The 21,214-nt window shown below is 65.4% G+C and carries 20 protein-coding genes; 17 read left to right on the top strand and 3 right to left on the bottom strand.

From position 1 onward, the window contains the following. Positions 1 to 21: 21 nt before the first annotated feature. On the bottom strand, positions 22 to 2,526 hold the full coding sequence (locus BLQ74_RS23615) for an EAL domain-containing protein (RefSeq protein WP_090267454.1): 2,505 nt from the start codon (positions 2,524 to 2,526) through the stop codon (positions 22 to 24). A gap of 282 nt (positions 2,527 to 2,808) precedes the next feature. On the opposite strand from BLQ74_RS23615, the gene BLQ74_RS23610 reads away from it, so the two are divergent. Both BLQ74_RS23610 and BLQ74_RS23605 read left to right on the top strand, forming a co-directional pair. Continuing rightward, a complete protein-coding gene (locus tag BLQ74_RS23610) occupies positions 2,809 to 3,870 on the top strand; it encodes a PA0069 family radical SAM protein (protein WP_090267451.1) in 1,062 nt (353 codons plus the stop codon). A 235-nt stretch (positions 3,871 to 4,105) separates the two neighbouring features. Next, positions 4,106 to 4,822, top strand: coding sequence for a carbonic anhydrase (locus BLQ74_RS23605; RefSeq protein WP_090267447.1), 717 nt, complete (start codon positions 4,106 to 4,108; stop codon positions 4,820 to 4,822). A 26-nt stretch (positions 4,823 to 4,848) separates the two neighbouring features. On the opposite strand, the gene BLQ74_RS23600 is transcribed toward BLQ74_RS23605, so the two are convergent. Then, positions 4,849 to 5,499 (bottom strand): hypothetical protein, encoded by a 651-nt coding sequence (locus BLQ74_RS23600; RefSeq protein WP_090267443.1) that lies wholly within the window; start codon positions 5,497 to 5,499, stop codon positions 4,849 to 4,851. A 373-nt stretch (positions 5,500 to 5,872) separates the two neighbouring features. On the opposite strand from BLQ74_RS23600, the gene coxB reads away from it, so the two are divergent. The 4 genes from coxB (at position 5,873) to BLQ74_RS23575 (ending at position 10,144) form a co-directional block, all read left to right on the top strand. Further along, entirely contained in the window at positions 5,873 to 6,997 is a 1,125-nt protein-coding gene (gene coxB / locus BLQ74_RS23590; RefSeq protein ID WP_090267439.1) for a cytochrome c oxidase subunit II, read from the top strand. Between the two features lie 10 nt (positions 6,998 to 7,007). Next, positions 7,008 to 8,603 (top strand): cytochrome c oxidase subunit I, encoded by a 1,596-nt coding sequence (gene ctaD / locus BLQ74_RS23585; RefSeq protein WP_090267435.1) that lies wholly within the window; start codon positions 7,008 to 7,010, stop codon positions 8,601 to 8,603. A 70-nt stretch (positions 8,604 to 8,673) separates the two neighbouring features. After that, complete coding sequence (locus BLQ74_RS23580) at positions 8,674 to 9,231, top strand: cytochrome c oxidase assembly protein (protein ID WP_090267525.1); 558 nt, start codon at positions 8,674 to 8,676, stop codon at positions 9,229 to 9,231. Between the two features lie 25 nt (positions 9,232 to 9,256). Then, a complete protein-coding gene (locus BLQ74_RS23575; protein WP_090267432.1) occupies positions 9,257 to 10,144 on the top strand; it encodes a cytochrome c oxidase subunit 3 in 888 nt (295 codons plus the stop codon). Between the two features lie 48 nt (positions 10,145 to 10,192). Here BLQ74_RS23575 and BLQ74_RS23570 read toward each other — a convergent pair whose 3' ends face one another. Continuing rightward, a complete protein-coding gene (locus BLQ74_RS23570; RefSeq protein WP_090267429.1) occupies positions 10,193 to 10,402 on the bottom strand; it encodes a twin transmembrane helix small protein in 210 nt (69 codons plus the stop codon). 27 nt (positions 10,403 to 10,429) lie between these two features. On the opposite strand from BLQ74_RS23570, the gene BLQ74_RS23565 reads away from it, so the two are divergent. The 11 genes from BLQ74_RS23565 to BLQ74_RS23515 all read left to right on the top strand — a co-directional run bounded on the left by BLQ74_RS23565 (position 10,430) and on the right by BLQ74_RS23515 (position 21,181). Continuing rightward, positions 10,430 to 11,212, top strand: coding sequence for an SURF1 family protein (locus BLQ74_RS23565; RefSeq protein WP_090267426.1), 783 nt, complete (start codon positions 10,430 to 10,432; stop codon positions 11,210 to 11,212). Further along, on the top strand, positions 11,187 to 11,774 hold the full coding sequence (locus tag BLQ74_RS23560; RefSeq protein WP_090267423.1) for a hypothetical protein: 588 nt from the start codon (positions 11,187 to 11,189) through the stop codon (positions 11,772 to 11,774). The genes BLQ74_RS23565 and BLQ74_RS23560 overlap by 26 nt, the downstream gene beginning before the upstream one ends. 69 nt (positions 11,775 to 11,843) lie before the next feature. Next, on the top strand, positions 11,844 to 12,917 hold the full coding sequence (locus BLQ74_RS23555; RefSeq protein WP_090267421.1) for a COX15/CtaA family protein: 1,074 nt from the start codon (positions 11,844 to 11,846) through the stop codon (positions 12,915 to 12,917). A 47-nt stretch (positions 12,918 to 12,964) separates the two neighbouring features. Continuing rightward, on the top strand, positions 12,965 to 13,870 hold the full coding sequence (gene cyoE, locus BLQ74_RS23550) for a heme o synthase (RefSeq protein WP_090267418.1): 906 nt from the start codon (positions 12,965 to 12,967) through the stop codon (positions 13,868 to 13,870). A 107-nt stretch (positions 13,871 to 13,977) separates the two neighbouring features. Continuing rightward, the gene (locus BLQ74_RS23545; protein ID WP_090267415.1) at positions 13,978 to 14,616 is read left to right on the top strand and encodes an SCO family protein; all 639 of its coding nucleotides are present in this window, start codon (positions 13,978 to 13,980) and stop codon (positions 14,614 to 14,616) included. A 22-nt stretch (positions 14,617 to 14,638) separates the two neighbouring features. Continuing rightward, the gene (locus BLQ74_RS23540) at positions 14,639 to 15,277 is read left to right on the top strand and encodes a hypothetical protein (RefSeq protein ID WP_090267412.1); all 639 of its coding nucleotides are present in this window, start codon (positions 14,639 to 14,641) and stop codon (positions 15,275 to 15,277) included. A 668-nt stretch (positions 15,278 to 15,945) separates the two neighbouring features. Then, positions 15,946 to 17,064 carry a Re/Si-specific NAD(P)(+) transhydrogenase subunit alpha gene (locus BLQ74_RS23535; protein WP_090267409.1) on the top strand — a complete coding sequence of 373 codons (1,119 nt, stop codon included), beginning with the start codon at positions 15,946 to 15,948 and terminating at the stop codon, positions 17,062 to 17,064. Between the two features lie 83 nt (positions 17,065 to 17,147). After that, positions 17,148 to 17,468: an NAD(P) transhydrogenase subunit alpha part 2 gene (locus tag BLQ74_RS23530; RefSeq protein ID WP_090267408.1), complete on the top strand. Its 321-nt coding sequence runs from the start codon at positions 17,148 to 17,150 to the stop codon at positions 17,466 to 17,468. A gap of 1 nt (position 17,469) precedes the next feature. Continuing rightward, positions 17,470 to 18,906 carry an NAD(P)(+) transhydrogenase (Re/Si-specific) subunit beta gene (locus BLQ74_RS23525; protein ID WP_090267405.1) on the top strand — a complete coding sequence of 479 codons (1,437 nt, stop codon included), beginning with the start codon at positions 17,470 to 17,472 and terminating at the stop codon, positions 18,904 to 18,906. 214 nt (positions 18,907 to 19,120) lie between these two features. Then, positions 19,121 to 20,617 carry a succinyl-CoA:acetate CoA-transferase ScpC gene (locus BLQ74_RS23520; RefSeq protein ID WP_090267402.1) on the top strand — a complete coding sequence of 499 codons (1,497 nt, stop codon included), beginning with the start codon at positions 19,121 to 19,123 and terminating at the stop codon, positions 20,615 to 20,617. Positions 20,618 to 20,974: 357 nt separating this feature from the next. Next, positions 20,975 to 21,181 (top strand): DUF1127 domain-containing protein, encoded by a 207-nt coding sequence (locus tag BLQ74_RS23515; protein ID WP_090267400.1) that lies wholly within the window; start codon positions 20,975 to 20,977, stop codon positions 21,179 to 21,181. The last annotated feature ends 33 nt before the right edge of the window (positions 21,182 to 21,214 follow it).

Here is a 21,214-nt window from a genome sequence, read left to right as displayed (position 1 = left end):
GCCGTGCCGGCGGAGATCCGCTCAGCGCCGCTGGCGCAGCCACTCCTCCAGGCCGCCCGCCGGCAGCGGGCGGGAGAACAGGTAGCCCTGGGCCACCGGGCAGCCTTGCTCGCGCAACAGCGCCAGTTGCTGTTCGTCCTCCACGCCCTCGGCGATCACCATCAGTTCCAGGCTGCGGCCGATGTTCATCACCGCGCGGGTCAGCGCCTCGGCGGCGCTGCCGGCGCGCAGGTCGCTGACGAAACTGCGGTCGAGCTTCATTTCGCTGATCGGCAAGTGGTGCAGGTAGCTGAGGCTGGAATAGCCGGTGCCGAAGTCGTCCAGCGACAGGCGCACGCCCAGCGCATCCACGGCACCCAGGGTGTCGCGGGTGAGCGGGTTGTTGTCCAGCAGCAGGCCCTCGGTGATTTCCACCACCAGATCGGCGCCGCTCAGGCCGTGGCGCTGCAGGAGCGCCTGGATGCGCTGCGGCAGCGTGGGATCGTGGAAGTCCGGGGGTGACAGGTTGACCGCCACCGCCGGCACGTCGATGGCGCGGTGGCGCCAGTCGGCCAGTTGCCGGCAGGCCTCGGCCAGCACCCACTGGCTGAGTTCACCGATCAGGCCACACTCCTCCGCCAGCGGGATGAAGCGGTTCGGCGGGATCGTGCCCAGCCATGGATGGTGCCAGCGCGCCAGCGCCTCGACGGCATGGACGCGGTCGTCGTCGAGACGCACCTGCGGCTGGTAGTGCAGGCTCAGGCCGCCGTTGGCCAGCGCCTCGCGCAGCGCGCTTTCCAGGGCCATGCGCTCCTGCGCGCGCCGGTTCATTTCCTCGCTGAAGAAGCGGAAGCTGCCGCGCTCGCTGTTCTTCGCCTGGTACATGGCCATGTCGGCGCGGTGCAGCAGGCTTTCCATGTCCTGGCCATTGCAGGGGAAAAGGCTGATGCCGACGCTGGCCAGGGTGATCAGCCCGACGCCCGAGACGCTGTGCGGGATGGCCAGGCGCTGCAGGATGCGCTCGGCGATCTGCGCGGCGAGCAGGCTGCCGCAATGCGGCAGGACCACGACGAACTCGTCGCCGGACAGGCGCCCGACGATGCCCTGTTCACGCACCACCTCCTGCAAGCGCGCGGCGACCACGCGCAGCAGTTCGTCGCCGGCGGGGTGGCCAAGGGAGTCGTTGATCTGCTTGAAGCGATCGAGGTCGATGAACAGCACTGCCAGCTCGGCGTCCTCGGCCTCGACGCGGGCGATGGCCTGCTCCGCTTCGGCCAGCAGCAGGGCGCGGTTGGGTAGGCCGGTCAGGGTGTCGTAGAAGGCCAGCTGGCGAATGTGCGCGCGGGCGGCCTCGCGTTCCAGCGCCAGGGCGCAGAGGTGCAGGCTGAGGTCGACCAGGCGCTGGTGCAGTTCGTCCGGGCCACGGCATTGCTGGTAATAGAAGGCAAAGGTGCCGACCACCCGGCCGTCGCTGTTCTTGATCGGGCTCGACCAGCAGGCGAGCAGCCCGAGCGGCAGGGCCAGGTGCCGGTAATCGGCCCACAGCGGGTCCCTGGCAATATCGCTGACCAGCACCGGCTCGCCACGATAGGCGGCCGTTCCGCAACTGCCGGCGCTCGGGCCTATGAGCACGCCTTCGAGCGCCTGCGAGTAGGCCTGCGGCAGGCTCGGCGCGGCCAGCGGATGCACGCGGCCCTGTTCGTCGACCCGCAGGATCGAGGCCTTCACCTCGGGGGCGATGCGTTCGACTTCGCGGCAGACCAGGTCCATCACCTGCACCAGCGGCTCTTCGCGCACCAGGGCTTCGAGCACCTTGTTCTGCAGCACTTCGTGCATCTTGGTGCGGGTGATGTCGGTGAGCAGCATCACCGAATGGGTCGGCTTGCCACGCGTATCGAAGATCGGGTTGGCCACCACCGAACACCACAGCGGGTGCCCATGCAGGTCACGCACCAGTTCCTCGCCACGGAACAGCCCGGCGCCGGCCAGGCGCCAGCGTGCGGCACTGGCCTTGGGCACCTGCAGCAACTCCGACGGGTAATGGCCGACGGCCTGGGCGCGGGTCCAGCCGAACATGCGGCTGAAGCCGCCGTTGACGTAAAGGATGCAGCCGTCGTGATCGGTGACGATGACCGCGTTGTCGGTTTCGTTGGCCGCCAGCGAGAGCACGTCCATCTGCTCGCGCTGCTGGCGCTGCAGGGTGCAGTCCTTGATGAACGCGGTGAGGAAGCATTTGCCGCCGACCTCGATGCGTGAGATCGACATCGAGCCCCAGCGCCGGCTGCCATCGCGGCGCTGCATGGGTACTTCGCTGCGGCTGCCGATGATGGCGTCGGTGCTCCGCGGCGTGTCCAGGCGGCTGCGCACATCCGTCGGCAGCAACAGACCGACGTCGCGCCCCAGCACTTCATCGCGGCCGTAGCCCCAGAGGCGCTCGGCCGCCGCGTTGAACAGCACCACCCGGCCGTCCTCGTCGAGCACGACCACACCGTCGATCGCCTGCTCCAGGGTTTGCAGGACAACATCCGGGGTCTGGTAATCGGTCATCGCGGGCTTCCATGGCAAGTTCGCATACGCACGGACGCGCCCCACGGGGCGGCGCCCTCCATCGGCGGATGCCGACAGAATCCATTTGCAAAGAGTAGCGGTGCGAATCTTCTCATGCGTAATGGCCATTTGATATTCGACCTGTCGCGAACGGTCGATGTCCGGGCCCCAGCGTGGCCGGCGTCCCGTCGCGCCACCGGCGTCCGCGCGCCATGTATCGGCAGAGGCTGGTATCCACGGCAAAATACTGTATTTATATACAGTCATCTTCGGAGCCCGCCCATGCCTCCCACTCTCCCGCCCCGCGGTCGCGGCACCGCCAGCAACCCACACAACCGCTTCGCCCCGACCCGTAGCGAAACCGAGGACGACGGCTGGTATCAGGACGCGGCACCGCCCTGCCGCGCCACCGAGGTGCGCCGAGAAACCGCCAAGACGGTGATCAGCCGCAACCAGTCGCCGGACGTCGGCTTCGACCGCTCGATCAATCCCTATCGCGGCTGCGAGCACGGCTGCATCTACTGTTTCGCGCGGCCCAGCCACGCCTACTGGGACCTGTCGCCGGGCATCGACTTCGAGACCCGGCTGATAGCCAAGACCAACCTCGCCGAGCGCCTGGAAGAGGAACTCAGCAAGCCGGGCTACCAGCCACGGCCCATCGCCCTGGGCATCAACACCGACGCCTACCAGCCGCTGGAGCGCGAACAGCGGCTGACCCGCCAGGCGCTGGAAATCCTGCTGCGCTTCCGCCACCCGCTGCACATCATCACCAAGGGCTCGCTGATCCTGCGCGACCTCGACCTGCTCAGCGAACTGGCCAGCCAGAACCTGGTCAGCGTGGCCTTCAGCCTCACCACCCTGGACGACGAACTCAAGCGCATCATGGAGCCGCGCGCCGCCGCCCCGGCCGCGCGGCTGCGCGCCATGCGCAGCCTGCACGAACACGGCGTGCCGGTGAGCGCGGTGTGCGCGCCGATGATTCCGATGATCAACGACCGCGAGCTGGAGCATCTGCTGGAGGCGGCCCGCGATGCCGGCGCGCGCTCGGCCGGCTACATCCTGCTGCGCCTGCCGCTGGAAATCGCCGAGCTGTTCCAGGAGTGGCTGCGCGCGCACTTTCCCGACCGCGCCGAACACGTCATGAGCCTGATCCGCCAGAGCCGTGGCGGCCGCGACTACGACAGCCGCTTCGGCACGCGGATGCGCGGCGAAGGGGTGTTCGCCGATCTGCTGGAGAAACGCTTCCGCCTGGCGGTGCGCCGCCTGGGCCTGGACCAACGCGATTACGCTGGGCTGGATTGCACCCGGTTCGCCGTGCCGCGCGCGCAAATGAGCCTGTTCTGAAGCGCAGCCCGCTGCACAGGGGAGGCCGTGCGACAGGTCGGCGGCTTGCGGTTGAAAGTGGCCGCGCGGGGGAAATAGAGTGGCATCGCAGGCTTGCCGGCGCCGAATGTCCCGACAGTCCTGCGGGAAATATCGCGCCTGTCATGCACGGACTTCAGTCTATTTGTGTCTTTCCCCACGCATCGCGTCGTCGGCAAGCATGGGAAATTTCACCGTCACTCTTCGAGGCCAGTACATGAACGAAAAAAAGCACGGCGAGGTTCACTCGACTGAGAGCGCGGACGCTGCGCTGCAGCGCATCGTCGAGGGATTCCGGCATTTCCGCCAGGATGTATTCCCGGGGCAGGAAGCGCTGTTCAAGAAACTCGCCCATGAACAGAAGCCCCGCGCCATGTTCATCACCTGCGCCGACTCGCGCATCGTGCCGGAACTGATCACCCAGAGTTCGCCAGGCGACCTCTTCGTCACCCGCAACGTCGGCAACGTGGTGCCACCTTACGGTCAGATGAACGGCGGCGTATCCACCGCCATCGAGTTCGCCGTGATGGCCCTCGGCGTGCAGCACATCATCGTCTGCGGCCACTCCGACTGCGGCGCCATGAAGGCCGTGCTCGACCCGCAGACCCTGGAGCGCATGCCCACGGTGAAGGCCTGGCTGCGCCACGCCGAAGTGGCCAAGACGGTGGTCGCCGAGAACTGTGGCTGCGCCAATCATGAAACCCTCGGCATCCTCACCGAGGAAAACGTCGTGGCCCAGCTCGACCACCTGCGCACCCACCCCTCGGTAGCGGCGCGCCTGGCCAGCGGCCAGTTGTTCATCCACGGCTGGGTCTACGACATCGAAAGCTGCGCGATCAAGGCGTACGACGCCGAGCGGGGATGTTTCCTGCCGATCGACGGCGACGGCCCCATCCCCATGGCGACCCCGCGTCCGCGCTACTTCAATCCCTGACCCGCGATTGGCCGGAGCGCGCGGCGTCAGTCGCCGCCGCGCTCCAGGTTCAACTCCACCCCGAAACGCCGCGACAGGCACGGCCACTGCTTCCAGGCGGTGACCGTCTGCGGATCGCTCAGGCGCGCGCGGTAGGCTTGCGCCGAGGCGCTGCTGAAGATGCTGTCGTCGAGCATGCTCTCCACCGCGTGGTGCACGGCCTCGTCCAACTGGTTGGCGAAGGGCTCGCCGATCAACTGGTGCGCCACCAGGTTGGCCACGGTGGTGTCCAGCGGAATCAGCGGCTGGCCGAAGTGGGCGATGTAGCGATCGTTGACCTCCTCGACCAGGCGGTGGGCGAGGTAGGCCTCGTCGAGCAGGGCATCCAGGCCGTCATGGCCCTGCAGCACGCTCGGCGGAGTCAGGAAGAACTGTTCGGCGACGCCCAGCACCGGCTGGATGCGCTCCTCGATGCCGGCGTTGCGCGCCACGCTGGCGGCAGCGTCGAGGAATTCCGGCACTTGCTCGATATAGGCATGCACGAAGCGGGTCAGCACACCGATGGTGTCGTCGCTGGCCAGGGCGATGCTCGGGTGCAGGCTGTCGATCTGCGCCTGGATCAGCCTGGCCAGGTGGCCATTGCGCGCATCGACGGCATAGGCCTGCTGGATCAGTTCACGAACTGCTGCGGTACTCATGACAACTCCAAGACAACTCGATTTGGAAAACGAAGATTGACCTTAGCCGCGCCCGGGCGGCAGCTAAGACACAATCGTCATAATCATGACGCCTTTATAGTGTCGGAGCATATCAAGAGGCCAGCAGCGTAGCGCAAAGCCTCGCCATCCGTGGTCTTGAGAGCATCATTCGCAATTTGCAGCGGGGTTTTTACGCTGCGTTGTTATGTCGCAAGCCCTGTCTATACTCCGATTCGACACACCTGAACCTGATGAACCCGGCCTGCCTTGCGAGAGCCGAGGCTTCGACGGTCAAAGTTCGCTGTCTTGGCGGTCGCTCCCTTGGCCGTTGGCGTATGCCGGCGGGATAAAAACAACGATAAGGGGAACCCGAATGCTGCGACATCCACGAGCCTGGATGGGCCTGCTGTTGCTCCTGGCGTTCGCACCGGCGCATGCCGCCTGGACGGTGAACATGTCGCCCGGGGCGACCGAGGTCAGTCGTTCCGTGTTCGACCTGCACATGACCATCTTCTGGATCTGTGTGGTGATCGGCGTGATCGTCTTCGGCGCGATGTTCTGGTCGATGATCGTCCACCGCCGCGCCACCGGCCAGCAGCCGGCGCACTTCCACGAAAGCACCACGGTGGAAATCCTCTGGACCGTGGTGCCCTTCCTGATCCTGGTGGTGATGGCCATTCCGGCCACGCGCACCCTGATCCACATGTACGACACCTCCGAGCCGCAACTGGACGTGCAGATCACCGGCTACCAGTGGAAGTGGCAGTACAAGTACCTGGGCCAGGACGTCGAGTTCTTCAGCAACCTGGCCACCAGCCAGGAGCAGATCCACAACAAGGACGCCAAGGACGAGCACTACCTGCTGGAAGTGGACAACCCGCTGGTGCTGCCGGCCGGGGTCAAGGTGCGCTTCCTGGTGACCTCCAGCGACGTCATCCACTCCTGGTGGGTGCCGGCCTTCGCGGTCAAGCGCGACGCCATCCCCGGCTTCGTCAACGAGGCCTGGACCAAGGTCGACCAGCCCGGCATCTACCGCGGCCAGTGCGCCGAGCTGTGCGGCAAGGACCACGGCTTCATGCCCATCGTGGTCGACGTGAAGGCGCAGCCGGACTTCGACAAATGGCTGGCCGCGCGCAAGGAAGAGGCGCTCAAGCAGAAGGAGCTGACCAGCAAGCAGTGGAGCAAGGATGAGCTGGTCGCCCGTGGCGACAAGGTCTACCACACCATCTGCGCAGCCTGTCACCAGCCCGAGGGCCAGGGCATGCCGCCGATGTTCCCGGCGCTCAAGGGCTCGAAGATCGTCACCGGCCCCAAGGAAACGCATCTGGCGACCGTGTTCAACGGCCGGCCGGGAACGGCCATGGCCGCCTTCGGCAAGCAGCTCTCGGAAGTGGATATCGCCGCGGTGATCACCTACGAGCGCAACGCCTGGGGCAACAACGACGGCGACATGGTCACCCCGCAAGAGGTGGTGGCCTACAAGCAGAAACAACAGTGAGGAAGCCGAGATGAGCGCTGTGATCGATACGCCCGACCATTCGCACGCCGGCGACCACCATCACGGCCCCGCCAAGGGCCTGATGCGCTGGGTACTGACCACCAACCACAAGGACATCGGCACCCTCTACCTGTGGTTCAGCTTCTGCGCCTTCCTCCTCGGCGGCTCCTTCGCCATGGTGATCCGCGCCGAGCTGTTCCAGCCGGGGCTACAGATCGTCGAGCCGGCCTTCTTCAACCAGATGACCACCATGCACGGCCTGGTGATGGTCTTCGGCGCGGTGATGCCGGCCTTCGTCGGCCTGGCCAACTGGATGATCCCGCTGATGATCGGCGCGCCGGACATGGCCCTGCCACGGATGAACAACTTCAGCTTCTGGTTGCTGCCGGCGGCCTTCGGCCTGCTGGTCAGCACCCTGTTCATGCCCGGCGGCGGCCCCAACTTCGGCTGGACCTTCTACGCGCCGCTGTCGACCACCTTCGCCCCGCACAGCGTGACCTTCTTCATCTTCGCCATCCACCTGATGGGCATGAGTTCGATCATGGGCGCGATCAACGTGATCGCCACCATCCTCAACCTGCGCGCCCCGGGCATGACCCTGATGAAGATGCCGCTGTTCGTCTGGACCTGGCTGATCACCGCGTTCCTGCTGATCGCGGTGATGCCGGTGCTGGCCGGCTGCGTGACCATGATGCTGATGGACATCCACTTCGGCACCAGCTTCTTCAGCGCCGCCGGCGGCGGCGACCCGGTGCTGTTCCAGCACGTGTTCTGGTTCTTCGGCCACCCCGAGGTGTACATCATGATCCTGCCGGCCTTCGGCGCGGTCAGTTCGATCATCCCGGCGTTCAGCCGCAAGCCGCTGTTCGGCTACACCTCGATGGTCTACGCCACCGCGTCGATCGCCTTCCTCTCGTTCATCGTCTGGGCGCACCACATGTTCGTGGTCGGCATCCCGCTGGTCGGCGAGCTGTTCTTCATGTACGCCACCATGCTGATCGCCGTGCCCACCGGGGTGAAGGTGTTCAACTGGGCCTCGACCATGTGGCAGGGCTCGCTGACCTTCGAGGCGCCGATGCTGTTCGCCGTGGCCTTCGTCATCCTTTTCACCATCGGCGGCTTCTCCGGGCTGATGCTGGCCATCGCCCCGGCGGACTTCCAGTACCAGGACACCTACTTCGTGGTGGCGCACTTCCACTACGTGCTGGTGCCCGGGGCGATCTTCGGCATCTTCGCCTCGGTGTACTACTGGATACCCAAGTGGACCGGGCACATGTACGACGAAACCCTGGCCAAGCTGCACTTCTGGCTGAGCTTCATCGGCATGAACATGGCCTTCTTCCCCATGCACTTCCTCGGGCTGGCGGGCATGCCGCGGCGGATTCCGGACTACAACCTGCAGTTCGCCAACTTCAACATGGTCTCGTCGATCGGCGCCTTCCTCTTCGGCACCACCCAACTGCTGTTCCTGTTCATCGTGATCAAGACCATTCGTGGCGGCAAACCGGCCCCGGCCAAGCCCTGGGACGGCGCCGAAGGCCTGGAGTGGACGGTGCCCTCGCCGGCGCCCTACCACACCTTCAGCACCCCGCCGGAAGTGAAGTGAGATGTTCATGATCTTTTCCGGGACCCCGTCGATGCCGCCGCGCGGCGGTCCCGGCAAGAAGCGGCAGCGCATGGGCGACGGCTCGGTCGATACGCGCAAGCTGGTCACCCGCCTGCTGGTCGTGGTGGTGGCGATGTTCGTCTTCGGCTTCGCCCTGGTGCCGATCTACAACGTCATGTGCAAGACCCTGGGGATCAACGGCAAGACCTCCGGCAGCGCCTACCAGGGCAGCGCCCAGGTGGTGGACGAGTCGCGCCAGGTGAAGATCGACTTCGTCGCCAACAACAACATCGACATGGTCTGGGAGTTCCACCCCAAGGCCGAGCTGCTGACGGTGCATCCGGGCGCGGTCAACGAAATGCTGTTCGTCGCGCAGAACCCCAGCGACCACGTCATGACCGCCCAGGCGATCCCCAGCATCGCGCCGTCCGAGGCGGCCAAGTATTTCCACAAGACCGAATGCTTCTGCTTCACCCAGCAGGTGCTCAAACCCGGCGAGCGCATCGAAATGCCGGTGCGTTTCATCGTCGACCGCGACCTGCCCAAGGACATCCACCGCGTCACTCTCGCTTACACGCTGTTCGACATCACCGCCCGCAAACCGCCGGTCGCCAGCAGCGGCCAATGACGGGTAGATCAGGAGAACAACAAGAATGGCAAGCCACGATCCCTACTACGTCCCGGCGCAGAGCAAGTGGCCGATCATCGCCACCATCGGCCTGCTCACCACGCTGTTCGGCGTCGGCACCTGGATGAACGACTACAGCGCCGGCAACAAGGCCTCCCACGGGCCGTGGATTCTCTTCGTCGGCGGACTGATCGTCGCCTACATGCTGTTCGGCTGGTTCGGCAACGTCATCAAGGAAAGCCGCGCGGGGCTCTACAGTCCGCAGATGGACCGCTCCTTCCGCTGGGGCATGAGCTGGTTCATCTTCTCCGAGGTGATGTTCTTCGCCGCCTTCTTCGGCGCGCTCTTCTACATCCGCCACTTCGCCGGCCCCTGGCTCGGCGGCGAAGGCTACAAGGGCATCGCGCACATGCTGTGGCCGAACTTCCAGTACACCTGGCCATTGCTGAGCAACCCGGACAACAAGCTGTTCCCACCGCCCAAGGAAGTGATCCAGCCGTGGAAGCTGCCGCTGGTGAACACCATCCTGCTGGTCAGCTCCAGCTTCACCGTGACCTTCGCCCACCACGCGCTGAAGAAGAACCATCGCGGCCCGCTGAAACTCTGGCTGGCGCTGACCGTGCTGCTGGGGGTGAGCTTCCTGGTCCTGCAGGCCAACGAATACCACGAGGCCTACAACGAACTGGGCCTGACCCTCGGCTCGGGCATCTACGGCACCACCTTCTTCATGCTCACCGGCTTCCACGGCGCCCACGTGACCATAGGCGCACTCATCCTCAGCATCATGCTGGTGCGCATCCTGCGTGGGCATTTCGACGCCGAACACCACTTCGGCTTCGAAGCGGCGAGCTGGTACTGGCACTTCGTCGATGTGGTGTGGATCGGGCTGTTCATCTTCGTCTACGTGCTCTGAAAGCACGCGGGGGCAGCTGCTTGGCTGCCCCCGCGCATCGAACGAGACTCAGAAATGCCAGGGCGCGCTACTGGCCAGTTGGCCGGAGTAGAAGCCCCAGGCGACCAGGGCGAGGGTCAGGGCGGCAAGGATGACCCGCAGGGTGAGGGCGTTGACCACCCGCGAACCCTGGCCTTCGTCCTTGACCAGAAAGAACAGGCCACTGAACAGACTGACGACGGTGGCCAGCAGCAGAACGACTATCGCGGCCTTGAGCATGACAGGGCTCCGAATCGAGGGGGTACCTTGCAGTATAGCCAGCACGCCATTGGCGACCGCGCCCCGCGCGGCCTAGCGGCAGCCTTCCGGCCCGGCCTGGCGCCGACCCTGGTGGTCCTGGCGCTGCTGCCGCTGCTGGTTGCCCTGGGCTGCTGGCAACTCGCGCGCGCCAGCGAGAAACGCGCCATGCTGGCCACGGCCGACGCACGCCGCGAGGCCACCCCCATCCCCGCCGCCCAGCTCGACGCCCTGCGCGACGATCCGGCCTATGTGCGGGTGCGCCTGCAGGGTCGCTTCGACGCCGAGCACAGCCTGCTGCTGGACAACCGCACCCGCGACGGCGTGGCCGGTGTCGAGGTGCTGCAACCCTTCCATGACAACGCCAGCGGCCTCTGGCTGCTGGTCAACCGCGGCTGGGTCGCCTGGACCAATCGCCGCCAGCCGCCAGCGATCGCCACCCCGGCGCAGGACCTGCTGCTCGACGCCTGGGTCTATGTCGCGCCTGCGGGCGGTCTGCAACTGAGCGACAAGCCAAGCCAGGGCTGGCCGAAACTGATCACCCGGGTCGAGCCGGCGGCCATCTGGAGCGCGGTCGGGCGTGACGGCCTGCCCCTGGAGCTGCGCCTGGAACCCGGCGATGCCGCGTTCGACAGCAACTGGCCGGTGGTCGCCGTCTCGCCCGAGCGACACACCGGTTATGCCGTGCAGTGGTTCGCCATGTCCGGCGCGCTGCTCGGCCTCTACCTCTACCTCGGAATCCGTCGCGCACGGGAGAACGCTCGCCATGAACCCCAGCCTGACCCTCGATGACAGCCGGGCGCGCCGCCGCAACCGCGGGCGCCTGCAACTGATCCTGATCCTTGCCGTGGTGTTCGGCCCCATGCTGCTGGCCACCGGCATGTATAAGTTCCGCTTCTGGGTGCCGGACAGCCGCAGCTACCACGGCGAACTCATCGGCGACGGCCAGACACCGGCCGACCTCGGCGTGCGCCTGGACACCCCGAGCGAGCGCTGGCAACTGCTGGTGACCGCGCCCGGCGCCTGCGCCGCCGATTGCCAGAAGCTGGTCTACCTGGCCCGGCAGATCAACATCGGCCTGAACCGCGATGCCAACCGCGCCGAGCACGCCCTGGCCGCCGCCCAGGCGCTGCCGGCGGAGTTCCAGGCGCAACTGGACAAGGACTACCCGCGCCTGAAGCGCTACGGCCTCGACCCGGCCGCCCAAGGCCAGGCGCTGCCGCAGGGCGCCGCGCCCCACCTGTGGATCGTCGACCCGCATGGCAACCTGGTGCTGCGCTATGCCGCCGGCAGCGACGGCAAGGCGATCCTCGGCGACCTGCAATTGCTGCTGAAGCTGTCGCACATCGGCTGACGCGACCCGGGAACAAAGGGCGGCTGGCACCCGCCGGGCCCAGAAAGAGAACAAGAACGGGGGCAGTGAATGAGATCCAACGCGCGCAAACCCGGCTTCTACATCGCCGCCCTGGCCACTGTCCTGGCCCTGCTTGTGGTGATGCTCGGCGCCTACACACGGCTGACCCACGCCGGCCTCGGCTGCCCGGACTGGCCAGGCTGCTACGGCTTCATCCACGTGCCCAGCAACGAGGCCCAGGTGGCCCACGCCGAGGCGCGCTTCCCGGACGCGCCGCTGGAAGCGCAAAAGGGCTGGAACGAAATGATCCACCGCTACTTCGCCGGCAGCCTGGCCCTGCTCATCGTCGGCCTGGCCGTGCACGCCCTGCGCCGCCGTGGCCGCGATGGCCAGCCGTTGCGGCTGCCGCTGCTGCTGCTTGGCGTGGTGCTGGCGCAGGCCGCCTTCGGCATGTGGACGGTGACCCTCAAACTCTGGCCGCAAGTGGTCACCGCGCACCTGCTCGGCGGCTTCACCACCCTGTCGCTGCTGTTCCTGCTCAGCCTGCGCCTGTCCGGCGCCTTCCCCGCGCGCAGCCTGCCCGTCTCGCTGCGCCTCCTGGCCGGCGTGGCCCTGCTCCTGGTGATCGGGCAGATCGCCCTGGGCGGCTGGGTCAGCAGCAACTACGCGGCGGTCGCCTGCATCGACCTGCCCACCTGCCATGGCCAGTGGTGGCCAGCGATGGACTTCAGCAACGGCTTTCACCTGAGCCAGCACATCGGCCCGAACTACCTCGGCGGCCAGCTCGACAGTGAAGCACGGACCGCCATCCACCTGACCCACCGCATCGGCGCGCTCTGCGTCGGCAGCGTCGTGCTGCTGCTCGCCTGGCGCCTGCAACGGGTCGGCATGATCCGCCTGACCGCGCTGATGCTGCTGGCCCTGGCGGTGCAGATCGGCCTGGGCATCAGCAACGTACTGCTGCACCTGCCGCTGCCGATCGCGGTGACGCACAACCTCGGCGGTGCCTGCCTGCTGCTGACCCTGGTGCTGGTCAACTACCGCCTGCGCGCCCCGGTGACGGCCGCCAGCAGCGCCCGCCTCGGCCGCTCGCGGCGATTGCCGGCGGTGCAGCGCCCGGTCGCCTACCCCTCGCAAGGTTGAACGCCCGCCCTGGCGCGGTGCACCCACGAATCGACGGAGAAACGAGCATGGCCAGTGTACTCAGCAGCACCCGAAGCCAACCCGGCTGGCGCGACTATCTGGAGCTGACCAAGCCCAAGGTGGTCCTGCTGATGCTGATCACCTCGCTGATCGGCATGCTGCTCGCCACCCGCAGCGGCGTGCCCTGGCAAGTGCTGCTGTTCGGCAACCTCGGCATCGGCCTGTGCGCCGGCGCCGCCGCGGCGGTGAATCACGTGGTGGACAGGCGCATCGACTCGATCATGGCGCGCACCCATCGCCGGCCCCTGGTCGAAGGCCGCCTGTCACCCGGCACGGCGCTGGGCTTCGCCCTGCTCCTGGCCGTGGCCGGGATGAGCCTACTGCTGACCTTCACTAACCCGCTGACAGCCTGGCTGACCCTGGCCTCGCTGCTCGGCTACGCAGCGCTCTACACCGGCTTCCTCAAGCGCGCCACGCCGCAGAACATCGTTATCGGCGGCCTCGCCGGCGCCGCGCCGCCGCTGCTCGGCTGGGTCGCGGTGACCGGACACCTGTCCGCCGAACCGCTGCTGCTGGTGCTGATCATCTTCGCCTGGACGCCGCCGCACTTCTGGGCCCTGTGTCTGCACCGCAAGGATGAGTACGCCAAGGCCGACATCCCAATGCTCCCGGTGACCCATGGCGAGCGCTACACAAAACTGCACATCCTGTTCTACAGCCTGGTGCTGTTCGCCGTGAGCCTGATGCCCTTCGCCATCCACATGAGCGGCCTGGTCTACCTGCTCGCCGCCCTGGCCCTCGGCGCGCGCTTCCTCGACTGGGCCTGGGCGCTGTACCGCGACAGCCGACCCCATGCGGCCATCGGCACCTTCAAGTACTCTATCGCCTACCTGTTCCTGCTGTTCATCGCCCTGCTGGTCGACCACTACCTGCCGCTGAACCTGCCACTCTGAAGCGTCATGGGCAGCATTCCGCAGGGCTCGTCACGCCACAGGCGTCATGTGCCCTGCGACAGGTTGCCGACGAACGATTCCGACCGCTCCCGACCCACGAGAAACGCATGTCCCGAGTCAACAAGACTGTCCTCATCCTGGCCGCCATCGTGGCGCTGATCCTCGGCCTCACCGTGCACAAGGTCATCAACCAGCAGCACCGCCTCGATCCGACGGTCATGCTCGACGCCGGCATCGTGCTGCTGCCGCAGACCCGCAGCGTGCCCTCGCTGCAGTTCCAGGACCAGGACGGCAAGGCCTTCGATACGGCCAACCTGAAAGGCCGCTGGAGCCTGCTGTTCTTCGGCTACACCTTCTGCCCGGACGTCTGCCCGACCACCCTGGCGCAACTGCGCGAGCTGCAGGGCAAGCTGCCGCCGGAGGTGAGCAAGCAACTGCAGGTGATCTTCGTCAGCGTCGACCCGCACCGCGACACGCCGGCGCGCCTGAAGGAATACCTGGGCTTCTTCAACGCCGGCTTCCAAGGCCTGGTGGGCAGCGACGAAAACATCCAGAAGCTGGCCAACGCGATGAGCATCCCCTACATCCCGGCGGACACCAGCAAGCCCAACTACACGGTCGACCACAGCGGCAACCTGGTGATCGTCGGCCCGGACGGCACGCAGCACGGTTTCATCCGCGCGCCGCTGAACAACGCCAAGCTGGCCGCGCAGTTGCCAGCGGTACTGAGCCAGAGCGGCAACTGAGCAACCACGGATACTGGCGGAAATGGATGTTCGCTATCGCATCGACAGGGCGCAGCTGGACGCGCTCAAGCAAACCCTGATCGCCGAGCGCCGGCTGCGTGATGAGCAGCGCCTGCAGGACTACCAACAACGTTTGCAGCAGGCCGGCCAGCGCTTCCTGCTCAGCCCCGCGCCACTGCTCATCGGGCTGGCGGGCGCCTGGTGCTACCTGGACGCACGGCCGCTGGAGTTCGCCCTGGCCGCGGCCATCGTCACCGCGCTCTACCTGCTGTTCTGGCGGCGCTGGCTGGGCAAGCGCCTGCTGCCCCCACTGATTCGACTTGCCCAGCGGCGCGCCCAGGCAGCCGCTCCGCGACGGCTCGACCGTCTCGCACGCATCCACGGCTGGGGGCTGGAACAGACATTGCGGCGTCTTGCGGGTGACTATCGGCTGCATATCGGCGATGCCACGCTGACCCTGCGAACGCCGGCGGGCAAATCCATCCAACTGCCCTGGGACACGCTCAGCCGGCTCGCGCCCAAGGCCGGCTTCCAGCGCCTCGCTACGGGGCCGCACGCCAAGCTGTGCTACCTGATTCCACAGACCAGCTCGCTCATGGACGAAACCCAATACAGCGCCGGGATTACCCAGCTGCTGGAGCGGATTACTCCGCGGCAATGAGCCGCAGGGACACCCAGCCAAGCCCGCCAAGCCCCGCCGCAGACATCGCCGGATGCAAAGTCCGATCATTCACCCGTCTTTTTCAATGCGTCACGGGCTCCCCATTCCGTTCATTTTTTCAATCACTGGTCGCTGATTGGCATGCTGCTGCCGCATTCGGCAGAAAGCTCCCGTTGCGAGACAAGTCTCTGAAAACAGCCGTAACAGGGGCGCTCCAGCGGAAAAGCTGACTCCGTAGTCAACGTAAAAAATCTGCTACAGAAATCCAGCCATCAGGATTGACTCATACTCCATATTAAAAACATTAATTAACACCTATACCTGCGCCTGCGGCAGGATTGACGGGCCTCTCACCGGGTCTCGGGGGGTTTTGATGAGCCGTCATTCACGTCAGGGATAGCGTTTTCCCCCGGTCACAATAGGCAATTAGGCTAAAGCCCAGGGCTGACGCGGCCTGCACCACAGACGCGGAATTATCGGTCCGAACGTGACTTGTAGTTATTGATTAGTCTCACTTCAGAACTCCTTGCCGACCCCGTGGTTCGATTGCACAATGCCGCAGCCCATCGGGTTCCGTATCCGCTGGATCGAGACATCCGCTGCCAGTTCGACATCCCGGCCGCCCATGCAGCGCCGGATTACTCAACGATCACGCAGGAGATTTGTGAGTGCAGATCGGTGTTCCCCTTGAGACCCATGCCGGTGAAACGCGGGTTGCCGCCACCGCGGAAACCGTCAAGAAGCTGATCGGCCAAGGCCATCAGGTGATCGTCCAGAGCGGTGCCGGCGTCAACGCCTGCCAGCCGGACAGCGCCTATGAGGCCGCCGGCGCCCGTATCGGCAGCGCCGCCGAAGCCTTCGGCGCCGACCTGGTGCTGAAGGTGGTCGCCCCCAGCGAAGCCGAACTGGCCCAGATGAAGGCCGGCGCGGTGCTGATCGGCATGCTCAACCCGTTCAACAACGAGAACATCGTCCGCATGGCCGAGCGCGGCATCACCGCCTTCGCCCTTGAGGCCGCGCCACGCACCTCGCGTGCGCAGAGCCTGGACGTGCTCTCCTCCCAGGCCAACATCGCCGGCTACAAGGCCGTGATGCTCGCCGCCAATCACTACCCGCGCTTCATGCCCATGCTGATGACCGCCGCCGGCACCGTGAAGGCCGCCCGCGTGCTGATCCTCGGCGCCGGCGTCGCCGGCCTGCAGGCCATCGCCACGGCCAAGCGCCTGGGTGCGGTGATCGAGGCCTCCGACGTGCGCCCGGCGGTGAAGGAGCAGATCGAGTCGCTCGGCGCCAAGTTCGTCGACGTACCGTACGAGACCGATGAAGAGCGCGAGTGCGCCCAAGGCGTCGGCGGCTATGCCCGGCCGATGCCGGCGTCGTGGATGGAGCGCCAGGCCAAGGCCGTGCACGAGCGCGCCAAGCAGGCCGACATCGTCATCACCACCGCGCTGATCCCCGGCCGCAAGGCCCCGACCCTGCTGCACGAAGCCACGGTGCAGGAAATGAAGCCGGGCTCGGTGGTCATCGACCTGGCCGCGGCACAGGGCGGCAACTGCCCGCTGACCGAAGCCGAGAAGGTGGTGGTCAAGCATGGCGTGACCATCGTCGGCCACAGCAACCTGGCCGCCCTGGTTCCGGCGGACGCTTCGGCGCTGTATGCGCGCAACCTGCTCGACTTCCTCAAGCTGACCCTGAGTGCCGAAGGCTTCAAGGTCAACCTGGAAGACGACATCGTCGCCGCCTGCCTGATGTGCCGCGACGGCCAGGTGGTCCGCAAGAACGGTTGATGCCACGGCGGACTGTCGCCAAGCACCTCTTATAAAGAAGAACGCGCCGGGCCTCGGCCCGGCCTCAAGACCGGTGAAAGACGATGGAAGAAATGCTGATCTCCCACGGGATCTACAACCTGATCATCTTCGTGCTGGCCGTGTACGTCGGCTACCACGTGGTATGGAACGTCACCCCTGCCCTGCACACCCCGCTGATGGCGGTGACCAACGCCATCTCGGCGATCGTCATCGTCGGCGCCATGCTGGCCGCCGCCCTGACCATCACCCCGTTGGGCAAGATCATGGGCACCCTGGCCGTGGCCCTGGCGGCGGTGAATGTCTTCGGTGGCTTCCTGGTCACCCGCCGCATGCTGGAAATGTTCAAGAAGAAAGCGCCGAAAGCGCCGGCGGAGAAGCACTGACATGAGCATGAACCTCGTCACCCTCCTCTACCTCATCGCCTCGGTCTGCTTCATCCAGGCCCTCAAAGGCCTGTCGCACCCGACGACCTCGCGGCGCGGCAACCTGTTCGGCATGATCGGCATGGCCATCGCCGTGTTCACCACCGTGGCCCTGGTGTTCAAGCTGGGCGCGGAAATCGCCACCGCCGGCATCGGCTACGTCATCGTCGGCCTGCTGGTCGGCGGCACCGCTGGCTCGATCATGGCCAAGCGCGTGGAAATGACCAAGATGCCCGAGCTGGTCGCCTTCATGCACAGCATGATCGGCCTGGCCGCCGTGTTCATCGCCATCGCCGCAGTGGTCGAACCGCAATCGCTGGGCATCGTCGAACATCTGGGCGACACCATTCCCACCGGCAACCGCCTGGAGCTGTTCCTCGGCGCGGCCATCGGCGCCATCACCTTCTCCGGTTCGGTGATCGCCTTCGGCAAACTGTCCGGCAAGTACAAGTTCCGCCTGTTCCAGGGCGCACCGGTACAGTTCGCCGGCCAGCACCTGCTCAACCTGGTGATCGGCCTGGCGACCCTGGGCCTCGGCCTGCTGTTCATGTTCACCGGCAACATCGGCGCCTTCGCCATGATGCTGGCCCTGGCCTTCGTCCTCGGCGTGCTGATCATCATCCCCATCGGCGGCGCCGACATGCCGGTGGTGGTGTCGATGCTGAACTCCTACTCCGGCTGGGCCGCGGCGGGTATCGGCTTCTCGCTGAACAACTCGATGCTGATCATCGCCGGCTCCCTGGTAGGCTCCTCGGGCGCGATCCTCTCCTACATCATGTGCAAGGCGATGAACCGCTCCTTCTTCAACGTCATCCTCGGTGGCTTCGGCGCCGATGCGGATGCCGGTGCGGCGAGCGGCTCGACGGAACAGCGCGCGGTGAAGTCCGGCTCGGCCGATGACGCCTCCTTCCTGCTGACCAACGCCGACAGCGTGATCATCGTCCCCGGCTACGGCCTGGCGGTGGCCCGCGCCCAGCACGCGCTGATGGAACTGGCGGAAAAGCTGACCCACCGCGGCGTCACCGTGAAGTTCGCCATCCACCCGGTCGCCGGGCGCATGCCGGGCCACATGAACGTACTGCTGGCCGAGGCCGAAGTGCCTTACGAGCAGGTGTTCGAGATGGAGGACATCAACTCCGAGTTCGGCCAGACCGACGTGGTCCTGGTGCTCGGCGCCAACGACGTGGTCAACCCGGCAGCGAAGAACGATCCGAAGTCGCCGATCGCCGGCATGCCGATCCTCGAGGCGTACAAAGCGCGCACCGTGATCGTCAACAAGCGCTCCATGGCCAGTGGCTATGCCGGCCTGGACAACGAACTGTTCTACCTGGACAAGACCATGATGGTCTTCGGCGACGCCAAGAAAGTCATCGAAGACATGGTCAAGGCGGTCGAGTAAGCGTACCCACGCGCCGACCGCGGCGCTTGAGACGCCACCTGAAAAGACACCGGCCTCGTGCCGGTGTCTTGCTTTCCGACAAAGCAACGCACGCTGGACTTTGGTAGTAACTAAGCTGAGACGGAGGTGGTTTTGCGACCTTGGTATAAAGGCGAAAAACTGCCGAACCCATAGACTGGCCGCCTCGCACTTCTCTACTGCCTGAGGTTTTTCCATGTACCGTGATCGTGTGCGTCTGCCCTCCCTGTTGGACAAGGTGATGACTGCGGACCAGGCTGCGGCCTTGATCCAGGACGGCATGACCGTCGGCATGAGCGGCTTCACCCGCGCGGGCGAAGCCAAGGCCGTGCCGGAAGCACTGGCGCGTCTCGCCAAGAAGCATCCGCTGAAGATCAGCCTGATGACCGGCGCCAGCCTCGGCAACGACCTTGACAAGCAACTGACCGAGGCCGGCGTGCTGGCCCGGCGCATGCCCTTCCAGGTCGACAGCACCCTGCGCAAGGCGATCAACGCCGGCGAGGTGATGTTCATCGACCAACACCTGTCGGAAACCGTGGAGCAACTGCGCAACCACCAGCTCAAGCTGCCCGACATCGCCGTGATCGAAGCCACCGCCATCACCGAGCAAGGCCATATCGTGCCGACCACCTCGGTGGGCAACTCCGCCAGCTTCGCGATCTTCGCCAAGCAGGTCATCGTCGAGATCAACCTGGCCCACCACACCAACCTGGAAGGCCTGCACGACATCTACATCCCGACCTACCGGCCGACCCGCACGCCGATCCCGTTGACCAAGGTCGACGACCGCATCGGCAGCACCGCGATCCCGATTCCGCCGGAAAAGATCGTTGCCATCGTCGTCAACAACCAGCCGGATTCGCCGTCCACCGTGCTGCCGCCGGACGACGAGACCCAAGCGATCGCCGACCACCTGATCGCCTTCTTCAAGCGCGAAGTGGACGCCGGCCGCATGGCCAAGAACCTGGCGCCGCTGCAAGCGGGCATCGGCAGTATCGCCAACGCGGTGATGTGCGGCCTGATCGAGTCGCCGTTCGAAGACCTGACCATGTACTCCGAAGTGCTGCAGGACTCGACCTTCGACCTGATCGATGCCGGCAAACTGCGTTTCGCCTCGGGTAGCTCCATCACCCTGTCGACCCGCCGCAACGCCGACGTCTTCGATCACCTGGAGCGCTACAAGGACAAGCTGGTGCTGCGTCCGCAGGAGATCTCCAACCACCCCGAAGTAGTGCGTCGCCTGGGCATCATCGGTATCAACACCGCGCTGGAATTCGACATCTACGGTAACGTCAACTCCACCCACGTGGGCGGCACCAAGATGATGAACGGCATCGGCGGTTCCGGCGACTTCGCCCGTAACGCACACCTGGCGATCTTCGTCACCAAGTCCATCGCCAAGGGCGGCAACATCTCCAGCGTGGTACCGATGGTCAGCCACGTCGATCACACCGAGCATGACGTCGACATCCTGGTGACCGAACAGGGCCTGGCCGACCTGCGCGGCCTGGCACCGCGCGAGCGCGCCAAGGTGATCATCGAGAACTGCGTGCACCCGTCCTACCGTGAAGCGCTGACTCAGTACTTCGAAAAAGCCTGCGCCCATGGCGGCCACACCCCGCATATCCTGCGCGACGCCCTGAGCTGGCACATCAATCTGGAAGAACGCGGCCACATGCTCGCCGCGAGCTGACGGAAGCCACCTTGCGGGCCATTTCGCAAAGAATGGCCCGCAAGGCTGGACACGCCAAAAAAAACCACGTAAAAACACTTCAGAACAGTTTTTTATCCCGCCTCGACTGTTCCTGTCCTACCGCTGTTTCCTCGTTTTCCCCCGCAAGAACCCCCGCCAAACCCATCGAATGCGCACCAAAGCGGAGCGCAGCGGTACAGTTCGCACCAAAATCGGCATTACAGTTCACTAAAACAGATGCCTGATGCCATGCAATTTAGATCGACTGTACCTGTCTCGATTGACCAAAAAGTCAGAACATATGTCTCAAGAACTTCAGTAACTGACTACCCGTCAAAAGCGGGAAGGATAAACACCATGGAACGTACCCTCGGTTCCGCCAGCTTCAGCAATAGCCGTTCTTCTTCCACCGCCCACCGTGGTCTGGTAGGCACTGTGCGCCTGTGGCAGCGTCGCCTCGAAAGCCGTCGCCAACTGGCCCGCCTGGATTCCCGCCTGTTGGCCGACGCCGGCATCAGCGAAGCCCAGCGCTACGCAGAACTGAACAAGCCGTTCTGGCGCTAAGCCAAAACAGCAACTGTTCAGAGATATACAGAC

The organism is Pseudomonas panipatensis, from assembly GCF_900099785.1.
GTDB lineage: Bacteria > Pseudomonadota > Gammaproteobacteria > Pseudomonadales > Pseudomonadaceae > Pseudomonas > Pseudomonas panipatensis.
This window is presented reverse-complemented; position numbering and strand designations above follow the sequence as displayed.

Bases quoted from the DNA above. Each gene is read 5' to 3' on its own strand.
- BLQ74_RS23615 (WP_090267454.1), bottom strand. From the start codon at position 2,526: ATGACCGATTACCAGACCCCGGATGTTGTCCTGCAAACCCTGGAGCAG.
- BLQ74_RS23610 (WP_090267451.1), top strand. From the start codon at position 2,809: ATGCCTCCCACTCTCCCGCCCCGCGGTCGCGGCACCGCCAGCAACCCA.
- BLQ74_RS23605 (WP_090267447.1), top strand. From the start codon at position 4,106: ATGAACGAAAAAAAGCACGGCGAGGTTCACTCGACTGAGAGCGCGGAC.
- BLQ74_RS23600 (WP_090267443.1), bottom strand. From the start codon at position 5,499: ATGAGTACCGCAGCAGTTCGTGAACTGATCCAGCAGGCCTATGCCGTC.
- coxB (WP_090267439.1), top strand. From the start codon at position 5,873: ATGCTGCGACATCCACGAGCCTGGATGGGCCTGCTGTTGCTCCTGGCG.
- ctaD (WP_090267435.1), top strand. From the start codon at position 7,008: ATGAGCGCTGTGATCGATACGCCCGACCATTCGCACGCCGGCGACCAC.
- BLQ74_RS23580 (WP_090267525.1), top strand. From the start codon at position 8,674: ATGGGCGACGGCTCGGTCGATACGCGCAAGCTGGTCACCCGCCTGCTG.
- BLQ74_RS23575 (WP_090267432.1), top strand. From the start codon at position 9,257: ATGGCAAGCCACGATCCCTACTACGTCCCGGCGCAGAGCAAGTGGCCG.
- BLQ74_RS23570 (WP_090267429.1), bottom strand. From the start codon at position 10,402: ATGCTCAAGGCCGCGATAGTCGTTCTGCTGCTGGCCACCGTCGTCAGT.
- BLQ74_RS23560 (WP_090267423.1), top strand. From the start codon at position 11,187: ATGAACCCCAGCCTGACCCTCGATGACAGCCGGGCGCGCCGCCGCAAC.
- BLQ74_RS23555 (WP_090267421.1), top strand. From the start codon at position 11,844: ATGAGATCCAACGCGCGCAAACCCGGCTTCTACATCGCCGCCCTGGCC.
- cyoE (WP_090267418.1), top strand. From the start codon at position 12,965: ATGGCCAGTGTACTCAGCAGCACCCGAAGCCAACCCGGCTGGCGCGAC.
- BLQ74_RS23545 (WP_090267415.1), top strand. From the start codon at position 13,978: ATGTCCCGAGTCAACAAGACTGTCCTCATCCTGGCCGCCATCGTGGCG.
- BLQ74_RS23540 (WP_090267412.1), top strand. From the start codon at position 14,639: ATGGATGTTCGCTATCGCATCGACAGGGCGCAGCTGGACGCGCTCAAG.
- BLQ74_RS23530 (WP_090267408.1), top strand. From the start codon at position 17,148: ATGGAAGAAATGCTGATCTCCCACGGGATCTACAACCTGATCATCTTC.
- BLQ74_RS23525 (WP_090267405.1), top strand. From the start codon at position 17,470: ATGAGCATGAACCTCGTCACCCTCCTCTACCTCATCGCCTCGGTCTGC.
- BLQ74_RS23520 (WP_090267402.1), top strand. From the start codon at position 19,121: ATGTACCGTGATCGTGTGCGTCTGCCCTCCCTGTTGGACAAGGTGATG.
- BLQ74_RS23515 (WP_090267400.1), top strand. From the start codon at position 20,975: ATGGAACGTACCCTCGGTTCCGCCAGCTTCAGCAATAGCCGTTCTTCT.